General features: G+C 60.4%; 25 protein-coding genes. 14 read left to right on the top strand and 11 right to left on the bottom strand.

Annotated features, from left to right (window positions below):
- The first annotated feature begins 4 nt into the window (after nt 1-4).
- The 5 genes from CKW25_RS03955 (at nt 5) to tldD (ending at nt 8,364) form a co-directional block, all read left to right on the top strand.
- The gene (locus tag CKW25_RS03955) at nt 5-622 is read left to right on the top strand and encodes a nucleoside triphosphate pyrophosphatase (protein WP_095077893.1); all 618 of its coding nucleotides are present in this window, start codon (nt 5-7) and stop codon (nt 620-622) included.
- A 45-nt stretch (nt 623-667) separates the two neighbouring features.
- Entirely contained in the window at nt 668-2,125 is a 1,458-nt protein-coding gene (gene rng / locus CKW25_RS03950) for a ribonuclease G (protein ID WP_095077892.1), read from the top strand.
- A gap of 69 nt (nt 2,126-2,194) precedes the next feature.
- Nucleotides 2,195-5,998 (top strand): YhdP family protein, encoded by a 3,804-nt coding sequence (locus tag CKW25_RS03945; RefSeq protein WP_095077891.1) that lies wholly within the window; start codon nt 2,195-2,197, stop codon nt 5,996-5,998.
- Nucleotides 5,999-6,056: 58 nt separating this feature from the next.
- Nucleotides 6,057-6,905 (top strand): carbon-nitrogen hydrolase family protein, encoded by an 849-nt coding sequence (locus tag CKW25_RS03940; protein ID WP_095077890.1) that lies wholly within the window; start codon nt 6,057-6,059, stop codon nt 6,903-6,905.
- A gap of 16 nt (nt 6,906-6,921) precedes the next feature.
- Nucleotides 6,922-8,364 carry a metalloprotease TldD gene (gene tldD, locus CKW25_RS03935; RefSeq protein WP_095077889.1) on the top strand — a complete coding sequence of 481 codons (1,443 nt, stop codon included), beginning with the start codon at nt 6,922-6,924 and terminating at the stop codon, nt 8,362-8,364.
- 60 nt (nt 8,365-8,424) lie between these two features.
- On the opposite strand, the gene yjgA is transcribed toward tldD, so the two are convergent.
- Entirely contained in the window at nt 8,425-8,949 is a 525-nt protein-coding gene (gene yjgA, locus CKW25_RS03930; protein WP_095077888.1) for a ribosome biogenesis factor YjgA, read from the bottom strand.
- 108 nt (nt 8,950-9,057) lie between these two features.
- Between yjgA and pmbA the strand changes: the two genes are divergently transcribed.
- The 6 genes from pmbA (at nt 9,058) to CKW25_RS03900 (ending at nt 14,327) form a co-directional block, all read left to right on the top strand.
- The gene (gene pmbA / locus CKW25_RS03925) at nt 9,058-10,404 is read left to right on the top strand and encodes a metalloprotease PmbA (RefSeq protein WP_095077887.1); all 1,347 of its coding nucleotides are present in this window, start codon (nt 9,058-9,060) and stop codon (nt 10,402-10,404) included.
- A gap of 156 nt (nt 10,405-10,560) precedes the next feature.
- The gene (locus CKW25_RS03920; RefSeq protein WP_095077886.1) at nt 10,561-10,956 is read left to right on the top strand and encodes a FagA protein; all 396 of its coding nucleotides are present in this window, start codon (nt 10,561-10,563) and stop codon (nt 10,954-10,956) included.
- Nucleotides 10,949-12,325: an aspartate ammonia-lyase gene (locus CKW25_RS03915; protein WP_095077885.1), complete on the top strand. Its 1,377-nt coding sequence runs from the start codon at nt 10,949-10,951 to the stop codon at nt 12,323-12,325. Before CKW25_RS03920 ends, CKW25_RS03915 begins: the two co-directional genes overlap by 8 nt.
- A 27-nt stretch (nt 12,326-12,352) precedes the next feature.
- Nucleotides 12,353-12,790 carry a hypothetical protein gene (locus CKW25_RS03910; RefSeq protein WP_095077884.1) on the top strand — a complete coding sequence of 146 codons (438 nt, stop codon included), beginning with the start codon at nt 12,353-12,355 and terminating at the stop codon, nt 12,788-12,790.
- Between the two features lies 1 nt (nt 12,791).
- A complete protein-coding gene (locus CKW25_RS03905) occupies nt 12,792-13,403 on the top strand; it encodes a superoxide dismutase (RefSeq protein ID WP_095077883.1) in 612 nt (203 codons plus the stop codon).
- Nucleotides 13,404-13,433: 30 nt separating this feature from the next.
- Complete coding sequence (locus tag CKW25_RS03900; RefSeq protein ID WP_095077882.1) at nt 13,434-14,327, top strand: ZIP family metal transporter; 894 nt, start codon at nt 13,434-13,436, stop codon at nt 14,325-14,327.
- A gap of 132 nt (nt 14,328-14,459) precedes the next feature.
- Here CKW25_RS03900 and CKW25_RS03895 read toward each other — a convergent pair whose 3' ends face one another.
- From CKW25_RS03895 to CKW25_RS03850, 10 genes are all read right to left on the bottom strand, one after another.
- Nucleotides 14,460-14,732, bottom strand: coding sequence for an HPr family phosphocarrier protein (locus CKW25_RS03895; protein ID WP_095077881.1), 273 nt, complete (start codon nt 14,730-14,732; stop codon nt 14,460-14,462).
- A gap of 15 nt (nt 14,733-14,747) precedes the next feature.
- Nucleotides 14,748-15,605, bottom strand: a complete 858-nt coding sequence (rapZ, locus tag CKW25_RS03890; protein WP_095077880.1) for an RNase adapter RapZ — start codon at nt 15,603-15,605, stop codon at nt 14,748-14,750.
- Nucleotides 15,606-15,607: 2 nt separating this feature from the next.
- Entirely contained in the window at nt 15,608-16,072 is a 465-nt protein-coding gene (ptsN, locus tag CKW25_RS03885; protein ID WP_095077879.1) for a PTS IIA-like nitrogen regulatory protein PtsN, read from the bottom strand.
- 12 nt (nt 16,073-16,084) lie between these two features.
- Nucleotides 16,085-16,393 (bottom strand): ribosome hibernation-promoting factor, HPF/YfiA family, encoded by a 309-nt coding sequence (gene hpf, locus CKW25_RS03880; RefSeq protein WP_003178005.1) that lies wholly within the window; start codon nt 16,391-16,393, stop codon nt 16,085-16,087.
- 106 nt (nt 16,394-16,499) lie between these two features.
- Nucleotides 16,500-17,993, bottom strand: coding sequence for an RNA polymerase factor sigma-54 (locus CKW25_RS03875; RefSeq protein ID WP_095077878.1), 1,494 nt, complete (start codon nt 17,991-17,993; stop codon nt 16,500-16,502).
- A gap of 182 nt (nt 17,994-18,175) precedes the next feature.
- Nucleotides 18,176-18,901 (bottom strand): LPS export ABC transporter ATP-binding protein, encoded by a 726-nt coding sequence (gene lptB, locus CKW25_RS03870; RefSeq protein ID WP_095077877.1) that lies wholly within the window; start codon nt 18,899-18,901, stop codon nt 18,176-18,178.
- The gene (lptA, locus tag CKW25_RS03865; protein WP_095077876.1) at nt 18,901-19,449 is read right to left on the bottom strand and encodes a lipopolysaccharide transport periplasmic protein LptA; all 549 of its coding nucleotides are present in this window, start codon (nt 19,447-19,449) and stop codon (nt 18,901-18,903) included. The genes lptB and lptA overlap by 1 nt, the downstream gene beginning before the upstream one ends.
- A complete protein-coding gene (gene lptC / locus CKW25_RS03860; protein ID WP_095077875.1) occupies nt 19,436-20,008 on the bottom strand; it encodes an LPS export ABC transporter periplasmic protein LptC in 573 nt (190 codons plus the stop codon). The genes lptA and lptC overlap by 14 nt, the downstream gene beginning before the upstream one ends.
- A 7-nt stretch (nt 20,009-20,015) precedes the next feature.
- Entirely contained in the window at nt 20,016-20,540 is a 525-nt protein-coding gene (locus CKW25_RS03855; RefSeq protein WP_095077873.1) for an HAD family hydrolase, read from the bottom strand.
- Nucleotides 20,540-21,514 (bottom strand): KpsF/GutQ family sugar-phosphate isomerase, encoded by a 975-nt coding sequence (locus CKW25_RS03850; RefSeq protein WP_095077868.1) that lies wholly within the window; start codon nt 21,512-21,514, stop codon nt 20,540-20,542. The genes CKW25_RS03855 and CKW25_RS03850 overlap by 1 nt, the downstream gene beginning before the upstream one ends.
- A 277-nt stretch (nt 21,515-21,791) precedes the next feature.
- Between CKW25_RS03850 and CKW25_RS03845 the strand changes: the two genes are divergently transcribed.
- Genes CKW25_RS03845 through mlaD form a run of 3 tightly spaced genes read left to right on the top strand, consistent with a single transcriptional unit; the run spans nt 21,792 to nt 23,865 of the window.
- Entirely contained in the window at nt 21,792-22,601 is an 810-nt protein-coding gene (locus CKW25_RS03845; RefSeq protein WP_095077861.1) for an ATP-binding cassette domain-containing protein, read from the top strand.
- Nucleotides 22,601-23,398, top strand: coding sequence for a lipid asymmetry maintenance ABC transporter permease subunit MlaE (mlaE, locus tag CKW25_RS03840; protein ID WP_095077860.1), 798 nt, complete (start codon nt 22,601-22,603; stop codon nt 23,396-23,398). Before CKW25_RS03845 ends, mlaE begins: the two co-directional genes overlap by 1 nt.
- The gene (gene mlaD / locus CKW25_RS03835) at nt 23,398-23,865 is read left to right on the top strand and encodes an outer membrane lipid asymmetry maintenance protein MlaD (protein WP_095077858.1); all 468 of its coding nucleotides are present in this window, start codon (nt 23,398-23,400) and stop codon (nt 23,863-23,865) included. Before mlaE ends, mlaD begins: the two co-directional genes overlap by 1 nt.
- Nucleotides 23,866-23,871 lie beyond the last annotated feature (6 nt).

The raw sequence follows: 23,871 nt of genomic DNA, 5'->3' as shown, positions 1-23,871 counted from the left end.
CTTGATGAATCCGCTTTACCTCGCCTCAGGTTCGCCACGCCGGCGTGAGCTGCTCACGCAGATCGGCGTGCCGTTCACCGCCATCAGCGCGGATATCGATGAAACCCCTCTGACAGATGAATCCCCAGCGGCCTATGTCGAACGCCTGGCGCGCGGCAAGGCACTGGCCGGGTTCCAGTCGCTGGCCGCTGCCGAGCACGGCACCGCTGCGTGCGTCCTGGGCGCCGACACCGCTGTCGTGCTGGATGGGCAGATTCTCGGCAAGCCGCAGGACGAAGCAGGCGCGCGGGCCATGTTGATGAGCCTTGCGGAGCGTGAGCATGAAGTCCTGACGGCGATTGCCGTGCTTGATGGCCGGCGTTGCGAGTCACGCGTGGTGCGCAGCCTGGTGCGTTTTCGCGCCATCGGCAGTGACGAAGCTGGGGCCTATTGGGCCAGCGGCGAGCCACGGGACAAGGCTGGTGGCTACGGTATTCAGGGGCTTGGCGCGGTGTTTGTAGCCGGGCTCGACGGCAGTTACTCCGCCGTGGTCGGCCTGCCGCTGTGCGAAACCGCAGAATTGCTTGGCCATTTCGGCATACCCTGTTGGCAAAACCTTATCGCGCGCTCTGCGCCGTACTGACCTGATGCGGCCATAATCGTGAACATGCCTGAACGAGACCTTGCCATGAGTGAAGAGATTCTGATCAACATCACGCCGATGGAATCGCGTGTGGCGGTGGTCGAAAACGGTGTCCTGCAAGAAGTGCATGTCGAGCGCACACAAAAGCGCGGGATCGTCGGCAACATCTACAAAGGCAAGGTCGTGCGGGTGTTGCCGGGCATGCAGGCGGCGTTCGTCGATATCGGCCTGGACCGCGCCGCGTTCATCCACGCTTCGGAAATCTCCCTGCGCGAAGGCCCTGCGGTCGAAAGCATCAGTGCCCTGGTCCACGAAGGCCAGAGCCTGGTGGTGCAGGTCACCAAGGATCCGATCGGCTCCAAGGGCGCCCGCCTGACCACCCAGTTGTCGATTCCTTCACGGTACCTGGTGTACATGCCACGCACGGCACACGTCGGCATTTCGCTGAAGATCGAAGACGAAGGCGAGCGCGAGCGCCTCAAGCAGGTGGTCACCGATTGCGTTGCCAAAGAAGGCATCAAGGAAGCCGGCGGGTTCATCCTGCGCACCGCGGCCGAAGGGGCGGGTGCCGATGAGATCCTGATGGACATTCGCTACCTGCGCCGTCTCTGGGACCAGATCGGGACACAGATCAAGACGGTGGGCGCGCCCAGCGTGATCTACGAAGACCTCGGCCTGGCCCTGCGCACCTTGCGCGATCTGGTCAGCCCGAAGATCGAGAAGATTCGCATCGATTCGCGGGAAACATTCCAGAGGACCACGCAGTTTGTCGCCGAACTGATGCCGGAAATCGCCGATCGCCTGGAGCACTATCCGGGCGAGCGACCGATTTTCGACCTGTATGGCGTCGAAGACGAGATTCAAAAGGCGCTGGAGCGCAAGGTTCCACTCAAGTCCGGCGGTTACCTGGTGGTCGATCCGGCCGAGGCCATGAGCACCATTGACGTCAACACCGGTGCGTTCGTCGGGCACCGGAACCTCGAAGAGACTATCTTCAAGACTAATCTGGAAGCGGCGACGGCCATCGCCCGGCAACTGCGCCTGCGCAACCTGGGCGGGATCATCATTATCGATTTCATCGACATGGAAGATGAAGAACACCAGCGCCAGGTACTGCGCACTCTGGAGAAACAACTGGAGCGTGATCACGCCAAGACCAACATCATAGGGATTACCGAGCTGGGCCTGGTGCAGATGACCCGCAAGCGCACGCGCGAAAGCCTGGAACAGGTGTTGTGCGAGCCCTGCAGCAGTTGCCAGGGGCGGGGCAAGCTCAAGACCCCGGAAACCGTGTGCTATGAGATCTTCCGAGAGATCCTGCGCGAGGCGCGCGCCTATCAGGCCGAAGGCTACCGTGTACTGGCCAACCAGAAAGTGGTGGACCGGCTCCTGGATGAAGAGTCGGGTAACGTGGCCGAACTTGAAAGCTTCATTGGTCGAACCATTCGTTTTCAAGTGGAAACCATGTACTCCCAGGAACAATACGACGTGGTGTTGCTCTGAGTCCGGGTGTATCACTAATGACGGCTGGCCTGCGCTCGCCGCACGCGTTCGCTATGGGAGCCCACTGACATGGAGCGTCTGATCCGCATTCTAGGCGCGCTGACTCGCTGGGGGTTGGGGCTCAGTGCGTTGCTGCTGGTGCTGGTCGCGCTCTACGTCAACCTCGGTCGCGAGCTGGTTCCGCTGGTCGCCGAGTATCGCGCCGAGGCCGAGAACAAAGCCCAGGACGCGCTGGGCATGCCGTTGCGCATTGGCAGCCTCGAGGGCGGCTGGAGTGGCATGGGGCCGGTCCTGATGGCCCATGACGTGGTGGTCGGCGAGGGTGCCAACGCCCTGTACCTGGATCAGGTCCGGGTCGTGCCGGATGTCTGGACCAGCCTGTTGTCGCGCGCGGTGCGGATCGAACACCTGGAACTCAATGGCCTGAAGCTCAGCCTCAAGGAAGGCGCAGACGGTCAATGGGCACTGGAAGGCCTTCCGGTGCAGCAGAATCAACCCCTGGACCCCGAGCGACTGCTCAACCAGATGCAAATGGTGTCCCGACTCTCGGTGCTCGACAGCCAGGTCACCTTGCAACCGCTCGACCACAAGCCGCTGACCCTGACGTACGTTGGCCTGACGCTTAAAACCGGTGTCAGCCGCCAGCGTCTCGACGCACGGTTGACCTTGCCCGATGGCCAGCCACTGGCCATGAGCCTGCGCACCCGGATTCGCGCCAGTGAGTGGAAAGACGCGCAAATCGATGCCTACCTGAGCCTGCCGCAAAGCGATTGGTCGAAGTGGTTGCCTGAGCGGGTGACCCAGCAATGGAATTTTTCCGAAATCAAGGCCGGTGGCGAGTTCTGGGTGAACTGGGGCCAAGGGGTGCTGCAAAGCGCAGCGGTGCGTCTCAATGCCCCGCAACTCAAAGGCGCCTACGCCGAGCGCAAGCCGATCCAGGTCAACAACCTGGCACTCAATGGGTACTACCAGCGCAGTGCCGAGGGCGCGCAGATCACCCTGGACTCTCTGGCCATGAGCCTGGGGGACACCCGCTGGGAAACCCGTCTGCAGGTGCAACAGACGAGACCGACGGAACAGATCCGGGAGCTCTGGCACCTGGAGGCTGATCGCCTTGACCTGACGCCGCTCACCCCGCTGCTCAATGCCTTGGGCCCATTGCCCGAGGGTGTAGCAACGGCGGTCGAACGGCTCAAATTTACCGGCTCCTTGCGTAATGTGCTGATCGACGTGCGGCCCGAGGCGACCGATGACAGCAAGTTCAGCTTCGCGGCCAACCTGGAACGCGTTGGTTTTGATGCGTACTACGGGGCTCCGGCGGCCCGCAACGTTTCCGGGAGTATCAGTGGCGACCTCGGTCAGGGCGAGCTACGCATGGACAGCAAGGATTTTTCCCTGCACCTGGACCCGATCTTCGCCAAGCCATGGCAGTACATTCAGGCCAATGCGCGGCTGACCTGGAAACTCGACAAACAAGGCTTCACCTTGATCGCCCCGTACCTGAAGGTGCTGGGCGAGGAGGGCAAGATTGCCGGCGATTTCCTGATTCGGCTGTATTTCGATCCCGCCCGGGAAGACTATATGGACTTGCGGGTCGGACTGCTGGAGGGGGACGGGCGCTATACCGGCAAGTACCTGCCGAAGGTCTTGAGCCCGGCACTGGACGAGTGGTTGCGCACGGCGATTCTCAAAGGCGCGGTGGACGAAGGATTCTTCCAGTACCAGGGGTCGTTGAGCCATGAAGCAACCGATACGGCGCGCAGCATCAGCCTGTTCTTCAAGGTCCACGATGCCGAGCTGGCCTTTCAGCCTGGTTGGCCGCACCTGAGCAAGATCAGCGGCGATGTGTTCGTCGAGGACAGCGGCGTGCGGATTCTGGCCAGCCAGGGCCAGTTGCTCGATACCCAGGTGCGGGATGTCACCGTCAATATTCCCCATGTGCCCGCCGGGCAGAACTCCCACATGTTCATCGATGGCGCCTTTGCCGGTGGGCTGGGCGATGGCCTGAAGATTCTTCAGGAGGCGCCGATCGGCACGGGAGCGACCTTTGCCGGCTGGCAGGGTGAGGGTGATCTGCAGGGCAAGTTGAAGCTCGATATCCCTCTGGACAAGGGCGAGGAGCCGAAGATCCAGGTGGACTTCAAGACTGCCAAGGCGCGCCTCAAACTCAGCGAACCCGAGCTTGAACTGTCTCAGCTCAAAGGTGATTTCCGTTTTGACAGTGCCAAGGGGTTGAGCGGGCAGGGGATTACCGCGCGCGCCTTCGATCGGCCGGTCAGTGCGCGGATATTTGCCGAAGGGAGTCCGGGCAAGCTCAATACCCGGGTCACTGCCGAGGGGAAGGTCACGGTGAAGAAACTCACCGAGTGGCTGAAAGTCGCTCAGCCATTGCCGGTCTCGGGGGATATTCCGTATCAGTTGCAATTGAATCTCGACGGTCCCGACAGTCAGTTGATGGTCAGCTCCAGCCTCAAGGGCGTGGCGGTCGACTTGCCTGCGCCATTTGGCATGCCCGCCGAGCAAGGTCGCGACACGGTGTTTCGCATGACCCTGCAAGGGCCTGAACGACGTTACTGGCTCGACTATGGCGACCTGGCGGACTTTACCTTCGCCGCGCCAACCGCCAACTTCGCCAACGGCCGGGGTGAGTTGTTCCTGGGCAGCGGCAACGCAGTGTTGCCAGGAAACAAGGGCTTGCGCATTCGTGGTGTGCTTTCGGAGCTGGATGTCGAGCCGTGGAAAGTCCTGGTCGATCGCTATGCTGGGAAAGACCCTAGCGGCAGCGCCAAGCAATTGCTCAGTGGCGCCGACTTCAGGGTGGACAAACTCACCGGTTTTGGCACCACCCTGGATCAGGCTCGCCTGCAATTCGATCGCAAGCCTGCTGCCTGGGCCTTGCAACTCGATAGCCAGCAGGTCAAAGGCACGGTCGGAATTCCCGACGCCAAGGCCGCCCCCATTGCGGTCAACCTGCAGTACGTGCGCCTGCCGGCGGCCGATCCTGCGGTGCAGGCTGACGAGAATGCACCAGACCCGCTGGCGTCCGTCGACCCGACCAAGGTCCCGGCACTGGATATCGCCATTGCCCAGCTGTTTCAAGGCCCGGTTCTGGTCGGTGCCTGGTCGCTGAAGGTTCGGCCGATTGCCAAGGGGCTGGCCTTCAATAGCCTGAGCCTGGGGCTCAAAGGCATGCAACTGCAGGGCGCGGGCGGTTGGGAAGGTGTTCCGGGCGCTACCAGCAGCTGGTTCAAAGGGCGTATCGAGGGCAAGAACCTGGCGGATGTGCTCAAGGCGTGGGGCTTCGCTCCGACGGTGAGCAGTGAAAAATTCCACCTGGATGCTGACGGACGCTGGCCGGGATCGCCCGCCTGGGTTGGTCTCAAGCGATACTCCGGCAGCCTTGATGCATCGCTGAGCAAAGGGCAGTTCGCGGACGTCGAGGGCGGTGCCCAGGCGTTGCGTGTGTTTGGCCTGCTCAACTTCAACTCGATTGGTCGACGCTTGCGGCTCGACTTCTCCGACCTGTTCGACAAGGGCTTGAGTTACGACCGGGTCAAAGGGTTGCTGGTGGCCAGCAATGGTGTCTATGTCACCCGTGAGCCGATCACCTTGACCGGCCCGTCGAGCAACCTGGAACTCAACGGTACCCTGGACATGATGAATGACCGGATCGATGCCAAGTTGCTGCTGACCTTGCCGCTGACCAACAACCTGCCGATTGCCGCCCTGCTCGTCGGTGCCCCGGCCGTCGGCGGCGCGTTGTTCCTGATCGACAAGTTGATCGGTGATCGTGTGGCGCGTTTCGCCAGCGTCAAGTACACCGTCAAGGGCCCATGGAAAGAGCCGAAAATCACCTTTGAAAAACCTTTTTGAGAAACCGTTCTCAAGGTCGATGGAGTAGCATGAGCGCATACCCGAAACGGAGTGCGTCATGTCTCTTGCGGTGATTCAAATGGTCAGCCAGAGCGACGTGCTGGTCAATCTGGCCCAGGCTCGGCGCCTGCTGGCCCAGGCGGCCGCGGGCGGCGCACGGCTGGCGGTGCTCCCGGAAAACTTCGCGGCCATGGGCCGTCAAGACGTCGCCGATATCGGCCGCGCCGAGGCCGAGGGCACGGGCCCGATTCTTCCTTGGTTGAAACAGACGGCTCGCGACCTCAAGTTATGGATAGTGGCCGGCACCCTGCCGCTACCGCCGGTCGATCAACCCCGGGGCAAATCCAATGCCTGCTCGTTGCTGGTCGATGAGCACGGCGAGACCGTGGCGCGTTATGACAAGCTGCATTTGTTTGATGTCGATGTCGCGGATAATCGCGGGCGCTACCGTGAGTCCGATGACTATGCTCATGGCAATCAGGTCGTGGTGGCCGACACACCAGTGGGCCGGGTTGGCCTGACCGTGTGTTATGACTTGCGCTTCCCCGAGCTCTACAGCGAGTTGCGTGAAGCAGGGGCCGAACTGATTACCGCGCCCTCGGCGTTTACGGCCGTGACCGGTGCCGCCCATTGGGACGTACTGATCCGCGCGCGGGCCATCGAGACCCAGTGTTATGTGTTGGCAGCCGCCCAGGGCGGTGTACACCCAGGACCACGCGAGACCTTTGGTCATGCGGCCATTGTCGACCCCTGGGGCCGCGTGCTGGCGCAGCAGGACCAGGGCGAGGCGGTGCTGCTGGCCGATCGCGACAGCAATGAACAGGCGTCCATCAGGGCGCGGATGCCGGTGTCCAGTCACCGGCGCTTTTTCTCGCAGGGCGCCCAGCGACCTGCCTCAGAACGTTGAATTAAGGCGTAAAACCATGAGCGAGTTGTTGTCCTCAGTCAGTGAACATCTGCTAGCGCCAGGCGGCGTGACGATCGAGAACCTGCAAAGCGTGCTGGGAGATCTGGCCGGGCCAGGGATCGATGCCGCCGACCTGTACTTCCAGGGGCAGATTTCCGAGTCGTGGGCGCTGGAAGACGGCATCGTCAAGGAAGGCAGCTTCAACCTGGACCAAGGCGTGGGCGTGCGGGCGCAATCGGGTGAAAAAACCGGTTTTGCCTACAGCAATGCCATCACCCTTGAAGCCCTGGGGCTGGCGGCGCGTGCGGCCCGTTCGATCTCCCGTGCCGGGCAAAACGGTACCGTGCAGGCATTTACCACCCAGGATGTCGCCCAGTTATACGCGCCCGATAATCCGCTGGAAGTGATGACGCGTGCTGAAAAAGTCGAGCTGCTCAAGCGTATCGACGTGGCGACTCGCGCCCTGGATCCGCGTATCCAGCAAGTGACCGTGAGCATGGCCGGGGTCTGGGAGCGCATTCTGGTGGCTTCCACCGACGGCGGCCTGGCGGCGGATGTGCGCCCCTTGGTGCGCTTCAATGTCAGCGTGATTGTCGAGCAGAACGGTCGCCGCGAACGCGGTGGTCATGGCGGTGGCGGGCGTACCGACTACCGCTACTTCCTCGCGGAAGATCGTGCCATGGGCTATGCCCGCGAGGCGTTGCGCCAGGCGCTGGTGAACCTGGAAGCGATTCCGGCGCCGGCGGGCACCTTGCCGGTGGTGTTGGGTTCGGGTTGGTCCGGGGTCTTGCTGCACGAGGCGGTGGGGCACGGCCTGGAAGGCGACTTCAACCGCAAGGGCAGTTCCGCCTATAGCGGGCGCATGGGCGAGATGGTCGCGTCGAAGCTCTGCACCATCGTCGATGACGGCACGCTGGCCGGTCGCCGTGGCTCGCTGAGCATCGATGACGAGGGTACCCCGACCGAGTGCACCACGCTGATCGAAAACGGCGTGCTCAAGGGCTACATGCAGGACAAGCTCAACGCCCGCCTGATGGGCGTGGCGCGTACCGGCAATGGTCGTCGCGAGTCTTACGCACACCTGCCGATGCCGCGCATGACCAACACCTACATGCTGGGTGGCGAAAGCGATCCGGCGGAAATCATCGCGTCGGTGAAGAAGGGGATCTACTGCGCCAACCTGGGTGGCGGTCAGGTCGACATCACCAGTGGCAAGTTCGTGTTCTCCACCAGCGAAGCGTACTTGATCGAGGACGGCAAGATTACCGCGCCGGTCAAAGGTGCGACGTTGATCGGCAATGGCCCGGAAGCCATGAGTCGAGTGTCGATGGTCGGTAACGACCTGTCGCTGGACAGCGGTGTGGGGACGTGTGGCAAGGATGGGCAGTCGGTGCCGGTGGGTGTCGGCCAGCCAACCTTGAAAATCGACGCGATCACCGTGGGTGGCACGGGCGCGTAAGGGACTCTTGATAACGTGGAGCTTCGGGTGAGTTGCGAGGCAACCCACCCGAGAAGGGACTTAACGCAGACCGCGTTGAGTCTCGTCCAGCTCACGGATGTACTTGAAGATCTTTCGGCTGGAGGCAGGAGGCTTGCTTTGTGCGAGCTCGTGCTGGGCCTGACGGATCAGGGAGCGCAATTGCTGGCGATCCGCTTCCGGGTACTCGACGACGAACTTCTCCATGACGGCGTCGTCACCGGCGATCAAGCGATCACGCCAGCGTTCCAGACCGTGAAAGCGTTCGTTGTACTGGCGAGTGGAGGCATCGAGTTGATCGAGCAGAGTCAGAATGGCGTCAGTGTCCTGATCGCGCATCAGCTTGCCGATGAACATGAGGTGCCGTTTACGCGCGATATTCGCGGTGTGCTTGGGCGCATCGGCCAGTGCCCGGCGCAAGGCGTCGGTCAACGGCAGTTTTGCCAGCAAGTCAGGCTTGAGTGTCGTAAGGCGCTCGCCGAGGTCAACCAGAGCATGCAGCTCGCGTTTGACCTGGGTTTTGCTTTTTTCTCCCGTATCGAGGGAGTCGTCGTAAGAATCAACCATGGTGGCCGTCCGCAAAGAAACGCCGCCATGATAACCAGTCGGGGGCCGCTTGTCCGGCCCGGTCGCTCGATGACCTTAGCCGAAAGCAGAATTTGAGTGGAGAACAGCATGAGTGCAGTTGAAAGCGTCGGCCCGCAAGCGTTGCCGGCACTGCAAGAGCAAGTCGAGCAGATCATCGCCGAAGCCAAGCGCCAGGGCGCCAGTGCCTGTGAAGTAGCCGTGTCGCTGGAGCAGGGCCTGTCGACCTCGGTGCGTCAGCGCGAAGTTGAAACGGTCGAGTTCAACCGTGACCAGGGCTTTGGCATCACCTTGTATGCCGGTCAGCGCAAAGGCTCGGCCAGCACCTCGGCCAGTGGCCCCGAGGCGATTCGCGAAACCGTCGCCGCGGCGCTGGCCATCGCCAAGCACACTTCCGAAGACGAACACTCGGGCCTGGCCGATGCCGCCCTGATGGCCAGGGACTTGCCGGACTTTGATCTGTTCCACGAATGGGACATTACGCCTGAGCAGGCGATCGAGAAGGCGCTGGCCTGCGAAGCCGCAGCATTCGCCACCGACAGCCGGATCAAGAACGCCGATGGCACCACCCTGAGCACCCATCAGGGCTGCCGTGTCTACGGCAACAGCCACGGCTTTATCGGTGGTTATGCCTCGACGCGCCACAGTTTGAGTTGCGTGATGATCGCCGAAGCTGACGGCCAGATGCAGCGTGATTACTGGTACGACGTCAATCGCCTAGGCCATTTGCTGGCCGATCCGGTGAGCATCGGCCAGCGCGCGGCGCAACGGGCGGCCAGCCGTCTCGGCGCGCGCCCGGTACCGACCTGCGAAGTGCCGGTGCTGTTTTCCGCAGAGCTGGCGGGTGGTTTGTTCGGCAGTTTCCTGGGGGCGATTTCCGGCGGCAATCTGTACCGCAAGTCGTCGTTCCTCGAAGGTGCCTTGGGGCAGAAGCTGTTCCCGGAGTGGCTGACCATCGATGAGCGTCCACACTTGATGCGCGCCATGGGCAGCTCGGCGTTCGACGGTGATGGCCTGGCGACCTATGCCAAGCCGTTCGTCGAGAACGGCGAGTTGGTGTCCTATGTATTGGGCACCTACTCCGGGCGCAAGCTCGGCATGCCGAGCACGGCCAACTCTGGTGGCGTGCATAACCTGTTCGTCACCCATGGCGACGAAGACCAGGCAGCCCTGCTGCGACGCATGGGCCGCGGCTTGCTGGTGACCGAACTGATGGGCCAGGGCCTGAACATGGTGACTGGCGATTATTCGCGCGGTGCAGCGGGCTTCTGGGTGGAAAACGGTGAGATCCAGTTCGCCGTCCAGGAAGTGACTATCGCCGGCAACATGCGCGACATGTTCAAGCAAATCCTCGCGGTGGGTAATGACCTGGAGCTGCGTAGCAACATTCGCACCGGTTCGGTGTTGATCGAGCGGATGACAGTGGCGGGCAGTTAACTCCTTACCGTTACACACAAGGGCGCGTTACCCATTGGGTAACGCGCCTTTTTTATGGGCGTTGCACAGGCCCCTGTGAGGGCCTTGTGCTGGCTCTCTTGTTTTGGGTTTGATTATCATATAATAATGAATCTCATTATCGAATGAGCCTGGGTCATGAGTTCAGCCTTGCACGAGCATCCCTACCTCGAAAGCTGGCGCTGGATGAGCCGCCAGATCCGTTGCGCACTGGATCCTGATGAACCGCGCCTGATCGAACACTACCTGGCCGAAGGCCGTTATCTGGGCTGTTGCACAGCGACATCGCCCTGGACCATTGCCGAAGTCTCATTTCGCCTGCTGCTCGACACGGCGGCAGACACGGCGCTGCCCTGGCACTGGCGCAACCTGTGCCTGGACCAGGCCTGGCGCCCGCTGCGTGACCTGGAGCGCCTCTCATTGTGCACGTGCCGGCTCAAACGCTGGCAGCGCTACACCTGGCAACTGGCGACCTGCGAGTTGCAGCCCTCGATTTCTCTGACTGAACTGGTGCAAGGATTTCCTGATGAGTAACACTCGTATCGAACGTGACAGCATGGGCGAACTGCAAGTCCCGGCAGACGCCTTGTATGGTGCCCAGACCCAGCGCGCCGTGGATAACTTTCCCGTCAGTGGGCAGCGGATGCCGGCCCAGTTCATTCGTGCCCTGATCCTCGCCAAGGCCGCCGCCGCGAAAGCCAACGTCGAACTCAAGCAGTTGAGCGAAGCTCAGGGCAAGGCCATTGTCGATGCCGCCCAAGGCCTGCTCGAAGGCGACTACATGCGACACTTTCCGGTGGATATCTTCCAGACCGGCTCCGGCACCAGCTCCAATATGAACGCCAACGAGGTGATTGCCACCCTGGCCAGTCGATTGCTCGGCGAACCGGTCAATCCGAACGATCATGTCAATTGCGGGCAGAGCAGCAACGACATCATCCCGACCACCATCCACGTCAGCGCGGCGCTGGCACTTCACGAGCAATTGCTACCGGCACTGGCGCATCTGGTCCAGGTGATCGAGCGCAAGGCTGAACAGGTTCACCCCTTCATCAAGACCGGCCGTACGCATTTGATGGACGCCATGCCGGTGCGCATGAGCCAGGTGCTCAACGGTTGGGCGCAACAGCTCAAGGCCAACATCGGCCATTTGCAGAGTTTGTTGCCCGCCCTGCAATCCCTGGCCCAGGGCGGCACGGCAGTCGGTACCGGGATCAATGCTCACCCGCAGTTTGCAGCGTTGTTCAGTCAGCAATTGAGCGCGCTCACCCAGGTGCCGTTCACGCCAGGCAAGGATCTGTTCGCGCTGATCGGCTCCCAGGACACGGCGGTTGCGGTTTCAGGTCAACTCAAGACCACGGCCGTGTCACTGATGAAAATCGCCAATGACCTGCGCTGGATGAACTCTGGCCCCTTGGCGGGCCTGGGAGAAATCGAACTGGAAGGCTTGCAGCCGGGATCGTCGATCATGCCGGGCAAGGTCAATCCGGTGATTCCAGAGGCGACGGCGATGGTTGCCGCCCAAGTCATCGGCAATGACACGGTGATCACGGTGGCGGGCCAATCGGGCAATTTCGAGCTGAATGTCATGCTGCCGATCATTGCCCAGAACCTGCTGAGCAGCATTGAACTGCTGGCCAATTCCAGTCGCCTGCTCGCTGACAAGGCCATTGCCGGTTTCAAGGTCAACGAGGCCAAGCTCAAGGAAGCGCTGTCGCGCAATCCGATCCTGGTCACGGCGCTCAATCCGATCATTGGCTACCAGAAGGCCGCTGAAATTGCCAAGACCGCCTACCAGCAAGGTCGCCCGGTGATCGATGTGGCGCTTGAACACACGGATCTCACGCTCCGCCAACTGGAAGAGTTACTCAATCCCGAGAAGCTCACCGCAGGCGGCGTGTAATCACCGCTATCGCTTTGGAGACTCACCATGGAGCACTGGAAACGCACGATCGAAAGGGCCAACCGCTGCTTCATGCTGGGCGAGTTGGTGGATGCCCGCGAGCACTATCTGCAGGCGCTGGCGTTGGCCCAGGTGTTGTATGAGCGGTGGCCGGATGCCGACGAAGCGGTCGCTGCCTGTGTGATTTCCCATCACAACCTCGCAGACCTGCATCTACGTCTGAACCAGCCGGAGGAGAGTGCCGAATACTTGTGCGCGATCCATCAACGGCTATTACAGACCATGCAGGACTCGCGCCTGGTGCCCGCCCTGCGCGAAGCCGCGCTACGCCAAAGTAGCAAGACCTACGTCGAGTTGCTCAATTTCATCGGCGAGCACGGCGAATACCCGCGCACCCACCGTTTGCTGCATATCGATACCGCAGCGCAGCCGACCAAGGCGCGCGCTCATCATGGAGTTCATTGAAATGGCTTTTACCTTGCCGGCCCTGCCATACGCCTACGATGCCCTGGAGCCGCATATCGATGCGCAAACCATGGAAATCCATTACACCAAGCACCATCAGACCTACATCAACAACCTCAACGCAGCCGTTGAAGGCACCGAGTTTGCCGAGTGGCCGGTGGAGCGCCTGGTGGCCGGCGTTGCGCAGTTGCCGGAAAAACTTCGCGCCGCCGTGGTCAACCAAGGCGGCGGGCACGCTAACCATTCACTGTTCTGGGCGGTCATGGTACCCAATGGTGGCGGCAAGCCAGAAGGCGAACTGGCCAAGGCCATCGACGGGCAACTGGGAGGTTTCGACTGCTTCAAGGATGCTTTTACCAAGGCTGCGCTGACGCGTTTTGGCAGTGGTTGGGCCTGGTTGAGCGTGACCCCGTACAAGACCCTGGTGGTTGAAAGCAGCGGTAACCAGGACAGCCCGTTGATGAGCGGCAATACGCCGATTCTTGGCCTGGACGTCTGGGAGCACGCCTATTACCTGCGGTATCAGAACCGTCGCCCTGAATACATCAATGCGTTCTACAACGTAATCCATTGGCCGGAAGTTGCCCGGCGCTATCAGGCAGCGCTGGTTTGAGTCCTGACAACAAAAAGAAACAAGGCGACTATGGGCACTGAAATACTGGCAATCAGCAGTGGGCGAATGTTTCGTTATGCAGTGGGGGCGCTCTTGTTGTTGGCGGGCTTTAGCTTGCTGGCTGCCCACGGTCTGGCATGGCTGAACCTTGAGCCAGCGTTGATGCGGGCGCTGCAAGGCGGGGCTATCTGTGCGTTGGGTACAGCCTTGGGGGCGGTGCCGGTACTGGTCATCCGCCGGATGCCGGTGGCGCTCAGTGATACTTTGCTGGGCTTTGGCGCCGGGGTCATGCTGGCCGCCACGGCGTTTTCGCTGATCGTGCCCGGTATCGCGGCGGCTGAAAGCCTGGGACTGTCACCCTGGGCGTCCAGCGGCCTGATCTGTCTCGGCATCATGCTGGGGGCGTTCGGACTGTTCGTGGTGGACCGCAAGATGTCCGGTGCAACGCCGCAGATGCTGGTTGGCACCCTGGAGCACCCGGTCATCCCTCCGCGTATCTGGCTGTTCGTGTTTGCAATCATTGCTCACAACATCCCTGAAGGCATGGCGGTGGGTGTCTCGGCCGGTGGCGGCATGCCGGATGCCGACAGCCTTGCCATGGGCATCGCGCTGCAGGACGTGCCGGAAGGGCTGGTGATTGCCTTGGTATTGGCCGGGGCCGGGATGTCACGGGCCAGGGCATTCCTGATCGGCGCCGCATCAGGCCTGGTCGAGCCGGTTTTTGCGTTGCTGTGCGCCTGGCTGGTGAGCCTGGCCGAAGTCATCTTGCCGTTAGGCTTGGCGCTGGCGGCAGGTGCGATGCTGTTGGTGGTGACTCATGAGGTCATCCCCGAATCGCGTCGCAACGGTCACGACAAGCTGGCCAGCCTGGGGCTGCTGGTCGGGTTCTGCCTGATGATGGTGATGGATACGGCGTTGGGCTGAATGGCGTAGAGGCACTGTACCTGTCACACGTCGCCGGAGGGTTTCAGGGGCGCTGCGCACTGGAGCGCCAGCCCGGCCCCGCGGGAGCAAGCTCCCTTGTCACACAAGTCAGTTCGCCAAAGAGGTGTGCGCTTACTCGCCTTCGTCGAAGAAGTTGTTGATCAATGTCACCAGCGCGTCGAGTGCTTCCTGCTCTTGTTCACCCTCGGTCTTCAGGTGGATTCTGGTGCCTTTGCCGGCCGCCAGCATCATCATTGCCATGATGCTTTTACCATCGACCATGGTTTCGGGGCTGCGGCCAGCCTTGATCTGGCAGGGATACTGACCTGCAACACCCACGAACTTAGCGGAGGCGCGGGCATGCAGACCCAGTTTGTTGATGATTTCAATTTCCAGAGCAGGCATCGCGGTGTGAATCCTTTAGCTAAGGTCGCGGTGGCGAACCTGGACGTTCTTCAAGGTTTTTTGCAGGAGTTGACCCAGGCGCTCGGTCAGGTAGACGGAGCGGTGATGCCCACCGGTACAGCCAATGGCAATGGTGACGTAGGCGCGATTACTCGCCGCAAAGCGGGGTAGCCACTTGAGCAGGTAGCTGGAAATGTCCTGGAACATTTCTTCAACATCCGGCTGGGCAGCCAGGTACTCGGCAACCGGTTGGTCCAGCCCGGATTGGGCGCGCAGTTCCGGTTTCCAGTAAGGGTTGGGCAGGCAGCGCACATCGAATACCAGGTCGGCATCGACTGGCATGCCACGCTTGAACCCGAAAGATTCCACCAGGAACGCGGTGCCTGGCTCCGGCTGGTTCAGCAGGCGCAGCTTGATGGTGTCGCGAAGCTGGTAGAGGTTCAGGTTGGTCGTATTGACCTTGAGGTCCGCCAGGTCGGCTATCGGCCCCAGCAGGGTGGTCTCATCCTGGATGGCTTCGGCCAGCGAGCGGTTGGCGCTGCTCAGCGGATGGCGACGGCGAGTTTCCGAGAAGCGCTTGAGCAGGGTCTCTTCGTCTGCGTCCAGAAACAGTACGTCACATTTTATGTGTCGGGCGCGGACTTCTTCCAGCAACTCGGGGAAGCGCGTCAAGTGGCTCGGCAGGTTACGTGCGTCGATGGACACCGCCACCAGTGGCTGGGTTAATTCGTTTTGGATCAGGGCGTTCTCGGCCAATTCCGGTAGCAGCCCGGCTGGCAGGTTATCGATGCAGTAATAGCCGTTGTCCTCCAGTACATCGAGGGCTGTGCTTTTACCGGAGCCGGAGCGGCCACTGACGATGATCAGGCGCATGGTTAGTGACCGTTCTGCTCGTCCAGGACAACCTGATACAAGGCTTCGCTGCTGGTGGCGCTGCGCAGGCGATCGCGGACTTCCTTGCGGTCGAGCATGCTGGCGATCTGGCGTAGCAGTTCCAGGTGCGCATCGGTGGCGGCTTGGGGGACCAGCAGGACGAACAGCAGGTCGACCGGCGCGCCGTCGATGGCGTCGAAATCAATAGGCGCGTCCAGGTGCATCAAGGCGCTGATGGGCGACTCGCAACCTTTGAGGCGGCAGTGGGGAATGGCGATGCCGTTTCCAAAACCGGTCGAGCCGAGTTTTTCACGGGCAATCAGGCTCTCGAAGACATCCTGCATCTCCAGCTCCGGGACTTCCCGGGCGATCAGGTTGGCTATCTGTTCAAGGGCGCGTTTTTTACTGCCGCCCGGCACGTTCACCAGAGAACGGCCGGGGGTCAGGATGCTTTCAAGTCGGATCATGGGTTGGGGGTGTTAACGACCGGTTGCGCCCTGGAGGAGGCTCTGGGTCTTTTCCTTATGCTTTTTGAGTTGGCGATCCAGCTTGTCGGTCAGCAGGTCGATGGCGGCATACATGTCCGTATGCTCGGCATTGGCAACCACTTCTCCGCCGGGTATATGCAGCGTGGCTTCGATTTTCTGCAACAGCTTCTCGACATTCATCGTGACCTGCACGTTGGTGATCTTGTCGAAATGCCGCTCCAATCGGTCGAGTTTTTCGCCGATGTAGGTGCGCAGAGGTTCGGTCACTTCCAGTTGGTGTCCACTGATGTTGACTTGCATACAGCTTCTCCTTCGTTGCCAGTGCATAAGGCGGCAGGCTGAGTTGCCTGCCACTAGGGTGTTTCCGAAAAATCGAACACACCCTGGAACGCGGTGGCGTGGCCCGTTACATCAATCGCTTGCGTTCGCTCGAAGGCGCGATCCCAAGGGATTCGCGGTACTTGGCGACGGTACGACGGGCTACCTGAATGCCTTGTGCCTCCAGTAAACCAGCGATCTTGCTGTCACTCAACGGCTTTTTCTGATTTTCCGCGGCAACCAGTTTTTTGATGATCGCGCGAATCGCTGTGGACGAGCATTCACCGCCCTCGGAGGTGCTGACGTGACTGGAGAAAAAATATTTCAGTTCATAAATACCGCGCGGGGTATGCATGAATTTTTGTGTGGTCACCCGTGAAATGGTCGACTCGTGCATGCCAACGGCTTCTGCGATGTCGTGCAGGACCAGCGGCTTCATCGCCTCGTCGCCATACTCGAGAAAGCCGCGCTGGTGCTCGACGATCTGGGTGGCCACTTTCATCAGGGTTTCGTTGCGGCTTTGCAGGCTCTTGATGAACCAGCGGGCCTCCTGCAACTGATTGCGCATGAAGGTGTTGTCGGCGCTGGTGTCGGCACGGCGAACGAAGCCGGCGTACTGCGGGTTGACGCGCAGGCGTGGCACCGATTCCTGGTTGAGCTCTACCAGCCAGCGTTCGTTGTCCTTGCGTACGATGACGTCGGGCACCACGTACTCGGCTTCGCTGGACTCGATTTGCGAGCCTGGGCGCGGGTTGAGGCTCTGCACCAGTTCGATGACCTGGCGCAGCTCGTCTTCCTTGAGCTTCATGCGGCGCATCAGCTGGCTGTAGTCGCGGCTGCCAAGCAGGTCGATGTAGTCGGTGACCAGGCGTTTGGCTTCGGCCAGCCACGGGGTCTTGGCCGGCAACTGGCGCAATTGCAGCAACAGGCATTCGCCCAGGTTGCGGGCGCCAATGCCGGCAGGCTCGAATTGCTGGATGCGGTGCAGGACGGCTTCGATTTCGTCCAGTTCGATGTCCAGTTCCGGGTCGAAGGCCTCGAGAATTTCTTCGAGGGTTTCGTCCAGGTAGCCCTGATTGTTGATGCAGTCGATCAGCGTGACAGCGATCAGGCGGTCGGTGTCGGACATCGGGGCCAGGTTCAATTGCCAGAGCAGGTGGCTCTGCAGGCTCTCTCCAGCCGATGTGCGGGTGGTGAAGTCCCACTCGTCGTCATCGTTGCTGGGCAGGCTGCTGGCGCTGGTCTGGTAAACATCTTCCCAGGCGGTGTCGACGGGGAGTTCGTTGGGAATGCGCTCGTTCCATTCACCCTCTTCAAGGTTATCCACCGTGGGGGCGGTTTCCTGGTAGGAGGGTTCCTGGATCTCGGTGTTGGGTTTCTGCTCGATGTTGTCCGCCATTGGGTCGGCGTTATCGAAGTCGTCGCCGTCTTCCTGGCGTTCGAGCATTGGATTGGACTCCAATACCTCCTGGATTTCCTGTTGCAAGTCCAGGGTCGACAATTGGAGCAGGCGGATGGCCTGTTGCAGCTGCGGTGTCATCGTCAGCTGCTGGCCCATTCTCAAGACTAGCGATGGTTTCATGGCTGGGGCTTAACACCTTATTCGCCGGCGCACATGCGCCATCCACTACAGGGCGCCGGAGCGCCAAACATAAGCAAATTATATGCCTGAAACTGAAGTGTTTGCCTAGAGCGTCGAGACAATAAAAACATTCACGGCCGCATTGACATTACGTCCCGGCAACTTTCCAGGCACCTCGGTGCTTAAAGGCGGAACTCATGGCCCAGATACACTTCCTTGACCAGCTCGTTGGCCAGGATGGTTTCAGCGTCGCCTTCGGCGATCAGTTGGCCATCGTTGACTATGTAGGCGGTTTCGCAGATGTCCAGGGTTTCGCGGACGTTGTGGTCCGTGATCAGCACGCCAATGCCCTTGGCCTTGAGGTGGTGGATGATCTGCTTGATGTCACCTACCGAGATCGGGTCCACGCCGGCGAAGGGTTCGTCGAGCAGGATGAACTTCGGTGCCGTGGCCAGCGCGCGCGCGATTTCCACGCGGCGACGTTCACCGCCGGAAAGGCTCATGCCCAGGTTTTCACGGATGTGGTTGATGTGGAATTCCTGAAGCAGGCTTTCCAGTTCCTTGCGCCGACCGGCGTTGTCGAGTTCCTTGCGGGTTTCGAGAATGGCCATGATGTTGTCGGCGACCGACAGTTTGCGGAAGATCGACGCTTCTTGCGGAAGATAGCCGATACCTGCCCGTGCACGACCGTGCATGGGTTGGTGGCTGACATCGAGGTCATCGATCAGTACGCGTCCCTGGTCGGCCTGGACCAGGCCCACGATCATGTAGAAGCAGGTGGTCTTGCCGGCGCCGTTCGGGCCTAGCAGACCAACAATCTGGCCACTGTCGATGGACAGGCTGACGTCACGCACGACCTGGCGGCTCTTGTAGCTCTTGGCCAGATGCTGGGCTTTCAGAGTTGCCATTACTGGGCCTTCTGCTCGTCAGTTTTCTTTTTTGGCTGGATGACCATGTCGATCCGTGGACGTTGTTCGGTGACCTTGCTGCCCGTGGCGCGACCGGCACTGGCGAGCTTTTTATTGGTGTCGTAGACGATTTTCTCGCCTTGGGTAATGTTGCCGTCCTTGTCGACGACTTTGGCGCGATCGATCAGCACGACGCGATCTTGCGAGGCGTGGTACTGGATAGTCACCCCATAGCCTTGGACAGGCTTGGTATCACCGGCGGTTTGCATCTGTTCGAAGTAGGCCAGGTTGCCCACAGAGGTCACGACGTCGATATCGCCAGCCGGTGTGCGAGTGATAGTCACGGTGTTGCCGGTGACCTTCATCGTGCCCTGGGTGATGATCACGTCACCTTTGTAGGTGGCGATGCCGTTCTTGTCGTCCAGTTGTGCGTCGTCGGCCTGAATGCGGATAGGTTGATCTCTATCGTTCGGCAGAGCCCAGGCGCTCACGCTTCCCAGTGCTGCGCCCAGACTGAGCAAAATAGGGAGGGTTTTAACGAGCCTCATACTGTCCTCTTACGTTCGATAGCAGGTGTATCCTGCTTTCTTTCAAATACGCTTTCATGCCGGTACCTGTCGATACACCGCCAGCACCGTCGATTCTAACGGCTTGCTGGGTCTGCGCATATTGCTGCTGCGGGAATACGGTCATGCGGCTGCTGGTAATGATCATCGCGCGGTTCTTTTCGTCCGTGCGCGCAATGCGTACCGAGTCGATCAGTTCGACTTCGGTGCCGCCAGGGTTGACCTCGCCACGCTCACTCTGGACGTGCCAGGGGAACTCGGTGCCGCGATACAGCTGCAGGTCCGGCTTGGTCACCAGAGTCATATCGCTGGACTTGACGTGCTCGACCTTGTCGGACGTCATTTCGTACTGCAACTTGCCGTCGGGCAGGTACTGCACGCTATGGGCGTTGGTTGCATAGAAGTCGATCTCGCTCTCGTTGACCACCGTCACCGGCTTGTCGAGAAAACGTTCTGGACTGATGTTCCAATAGCCAACAGCCGCGAGCAGCGCGGCAATGGCTCCAAAAAACAATATGTTGCGAAACTTTTTGCTCAGCATAAATGGCTCACAGGTACGCGGCGTTGGCGGCTTCAAGGTTGCCTTGGGCGCGTAGAATCAATTCGCAAAATTCGCGTGCTGCACCTTCGCCTCCGCGGGCAAGGGTAGTGCCGTGGGCGTGCTCACGAACGAAACTTGCAGCGTTGGCGACGGCCATGCCCAGGCCGACACGGCGAATCACCGGCAGGTCCGGCAGGTCGTCACCCAGATAGGCAACCTGCTCATAGCTCAGGCCCAGCTGCGCGAGAAGGCTGTCGAGTACGACCAGTTTGTCCTCGCGGCCCTGAAACAGGTGGGGGATCCCGAGGTTTTTTGCGCGCTTCTCGACGACCGGGGTCTTACGACCACTGATTATGGCCGTTGTTACACCCGTGGCCATCAACATTTTGATGCCCTGGCCGTCCAGGGTGTTGAACGACTTGAACTCGCTGCCGTCTTCGAGGAAGTACAGGCGCCCATCGGTCAGGACGCCATCGACGTCGAACACGGCCAGCCTGATGTTTTTGCCGCGTTGCAGCAGGTCGGTATTCATTACATGACTCCCGCGCGCAGCAGGTCGGACAGGTTGAAGGCGCCGACGGGGCGATCGTCCTTGTCCACCACGACCAAGGCATTGATTCTGTTGTCTTCCATGATTTTCAGGGCTTCCGCGGCCAGCATGTCGGCGCGGGCAGTCTTGCCGTGAGGGGTCATGACCGTGTCGATGATGGTGCTGTGGATGTCGATGCTGCGATCCAGGGTGCGGCGCAGGTCGCCGTCAGTGAAGATCCCGGCCAGTTTCCCGTCAACCTCCAGTACCGCGGTCATGCCCAGGCCCTTGCGGGTCATTTCCATCAATGCGTCTTTGAGCGGGGTGCCGCGCGCGACACAGGGCAACTCGTCCCCGGCGTGCATGACACTTTCCACCTTGAGCAACAGGCGGCGGCCCAGTGCGCCACCGGGGTGCGAAAAAGCGAAGTCTTCCGCCGTAAAGCCGCGCGCTTCCAAGAGGGCAACCGCCAGCGCGTCGCCCATGACCAGGGCGGCAGTCGTCGATGAGGTCGGCGCCAGGTTCAGCGGGCAGGCCTCATGTTCGACGTGGACATTGAGGTTGACCTCGGCGGCCTTGGCCAATGGCGAGTCAGGATTGCCGGTCAGGCTGATCAACTGTATGCCCAGGCGCTTGATCAATGGCAGCAGCGTGATGATTTCGTTGGTGGAGCCGGAGTTCGATAGCGCGAGAATGATGTCGTCGCGCGTGATCATGCCCATGTCGCCGTGACTGGCTTCGGCCGGGTGTACGAAGAATGCCGTGGTACCGGTGCTGGCCAGGGTCGCGGCAATTTTACTGCCGATATGCCCGGATTTACCCATGCCGACCACTACCACGCGACCCTTGCTGGCCAGAATCAACTCGCACGCGCGTACGAAATCAGCGTCGATATGGGGCAGCAAGCCTTTTACGGCTTCAAGCTCAAGGCGGATCGTACGTTGTGCCGATTGAATCAGGTCGCTGGACTGGCTCATGTCTGAATTCGTTTAGCTGAGTGAAAAGGTGGCGATTATAGCGGTAATGGGCCATTCGCTCACGTTAGTTCGTCATGCTTTGTGCGGTCTGTGTCACGGGAACTCTCCGATTAGCGGCTATCAACCTTAATTGAAGCTGAATGCAGCGGTCTTCGTCCTTGGGCGCCAAGGGCGGGCAGTGATATAGTCCGTCGCCAGTTCGGCCTGCCCGGGCAGTATGTGCTCTCGCCAGAGATCGCAGCGTCCGAGTGAGAGGCTTGCATCGCAAGGAGTTTAGATGAGTGCCGATAACGCCTACGCGGTCGAGCTGAAGGGTGTGTCCTTCAAGCGCGGCGCGCGTAGCATTTTCAATAATGTCGATATTCGCATTCCGCGCGGTAAGGTCACCGGCATCATGGGACCTTCCGGCTGCGGGAAAACCACGCTGTTGCGCCTGATGGGCGCGCAGTTGCGTCCTTCCGGTGGCGAAGTGTGGGTCAACGGGCAGAATTTGCCCCAGCTGTCGCGCAGCGATCTGTTCGATGCGCGCAAGCATATGGGCGTGCTGTTCCAGAGCGGTGCACTGTTCACCGACCTCGATGTGTTCGAGAACGTCGCATTCCCGTTGCGTATTCATACCCAACTGCCGGAAGAAATGATCCGTGACATCGTATTGATGAAGCTGGAGGCGGTGGGCTTGCGTGGCGCAATCGAGTTGATGCCCGATGAGCTGTCCGGTGGCATGAAGCGTCGCGTGGCGCTCGCCCGTGCCATTGCCCTGGATCCGGGCATTCTCATGTACGACGAGCCATTCGTCGGTCAGGACCCTATCGCCATGGGCGTACTGGTACGCCTGATCCGTCTGCTCAACGACGCCCTGGGTATTACCAGCATCGTGGTTTCCCATGACCTGGCCGAAACCGCGAGCATTGCCGATTATCTGTATGTCGTCGGTGATGGGCAGGTGCTGGGGCAGGGCACTCCCGCCGAGCTGATGGATTCCGATAATCCGAGAATTCGCCAATTCATGAAAGGTGATCCGGACGGGCCGGTACCGTTCCACTTTCCAGCGACGGATTACCGCGCAGATCTTCTGGGGAAGCGCTGATGCGCAAGACTTCACTAATAGAAAGAGTTCGTCGATTCGGCCAGGCCGGCATCGACAGCGTCGCGGTCCTGGGTCGTTCATCGCTGTTCCTGTTTCACGCGTTGCTCGGGCGCGGTAGCGTAGGCAGCGGTTTCAGCCTGCTGGTCAAGCAGTTGCATTCGGTCGGCGTCATGTCCCTGGTGATCATCGTGGTCTCCGGGATATTCATCGGCATGGTGCTGGCGCTGCAGGGTTTCAATATTCTGTCCAGCTACGGCTCGGAACAGGCGGTCGGGCAGATGGTGGCGTTGACCCTGCTGCGCGAGTTGGGGCCGGTGGTCACGGCATTGCTGTTCGCCGGGCGCGCGGGCTCCGCGTTGACCGCGGAAATCGGCAACATGAAGTCCACCGAGCAACTGTCCAGCCTGGAAATGATCGGTGTCGATCCGCTCAAGTACATCATTGCCCCCCGCCTGTGGGCGGGCTTCATCTCCCTGCCACTGCTGGCGATGATTTTCAGCGTGGTCGGAATCTGGGGCGGCTCCTGGGTGGCGGTTGACTGGCTGGGTGTGTATGAAGGCTCCTACTGGTCGAACATGCAAAATAGCGTGACGTTCAATGGTGACGTGCTCAACGGCATTATCAAAAGCATGGTCTTTGCCTTTGTCGTGACCTGGATCGCCGTATTCCAAGGCTATGACTGTGACCCCACCTCGGAAGGGATCAGTCGTGCCACCACCAAGACCGTGGTTTACGCCTCATTGGCTATCCTCGGCCTGGACTTTATTTTGACCGCCTTGATGTTTGGAGATTTCTGATGCAAAACCGCACCCTGGAAATCGGTGTCGGCCTTTTCTTGCTGGCTGGCATCCTGGCTTTACTGCTGCTTGCCCTGCGGGTCAGTGGACTGTCCCCCGTTTCGAGCACCGACAGCTATAAACTTTATGCCTATTTCGACAATATCGCCGGTTTGACGGTCAGATCAAAAGTGACCATGGCCGGTGTGACCATCGGCAAGGTCACGGCAATCGATCTGGACCGCGACAGCTTCACCGGTCGAGTGACGTTGGAACTGGAGAAACGTGTAGATAATCTACCGTCCGACTCCACGGCATCCATCCTCACCGCCGGTCTGCTGGGCGAGAAGTACATCGGTATCAGCGTTGGCGGTGAAGAGAGTCTGCTCAAGGATGGCCAGACCATCCATGACACGCAGTCGGCGCTGGTGCTCGAGGACCTGATCGGTAAATTCTTGCTCAATACCGTTAGTAAAGAGGCCAAATGAGGAGTT

The organism is Pseudomonas sp. Irchel s3h17 (assembly GCF_900187505.1).
Lineage (GTDB): Bacteria > Pseudomonadota > Gammaproteobacteria > Pseudomonadales > Pseudomonadaceae > Aquipseudomonas.
Note: the sequence above shows the minus strand (reverse complement) of the source record. Positions and strands in the feature narration are given on the sequence as shown.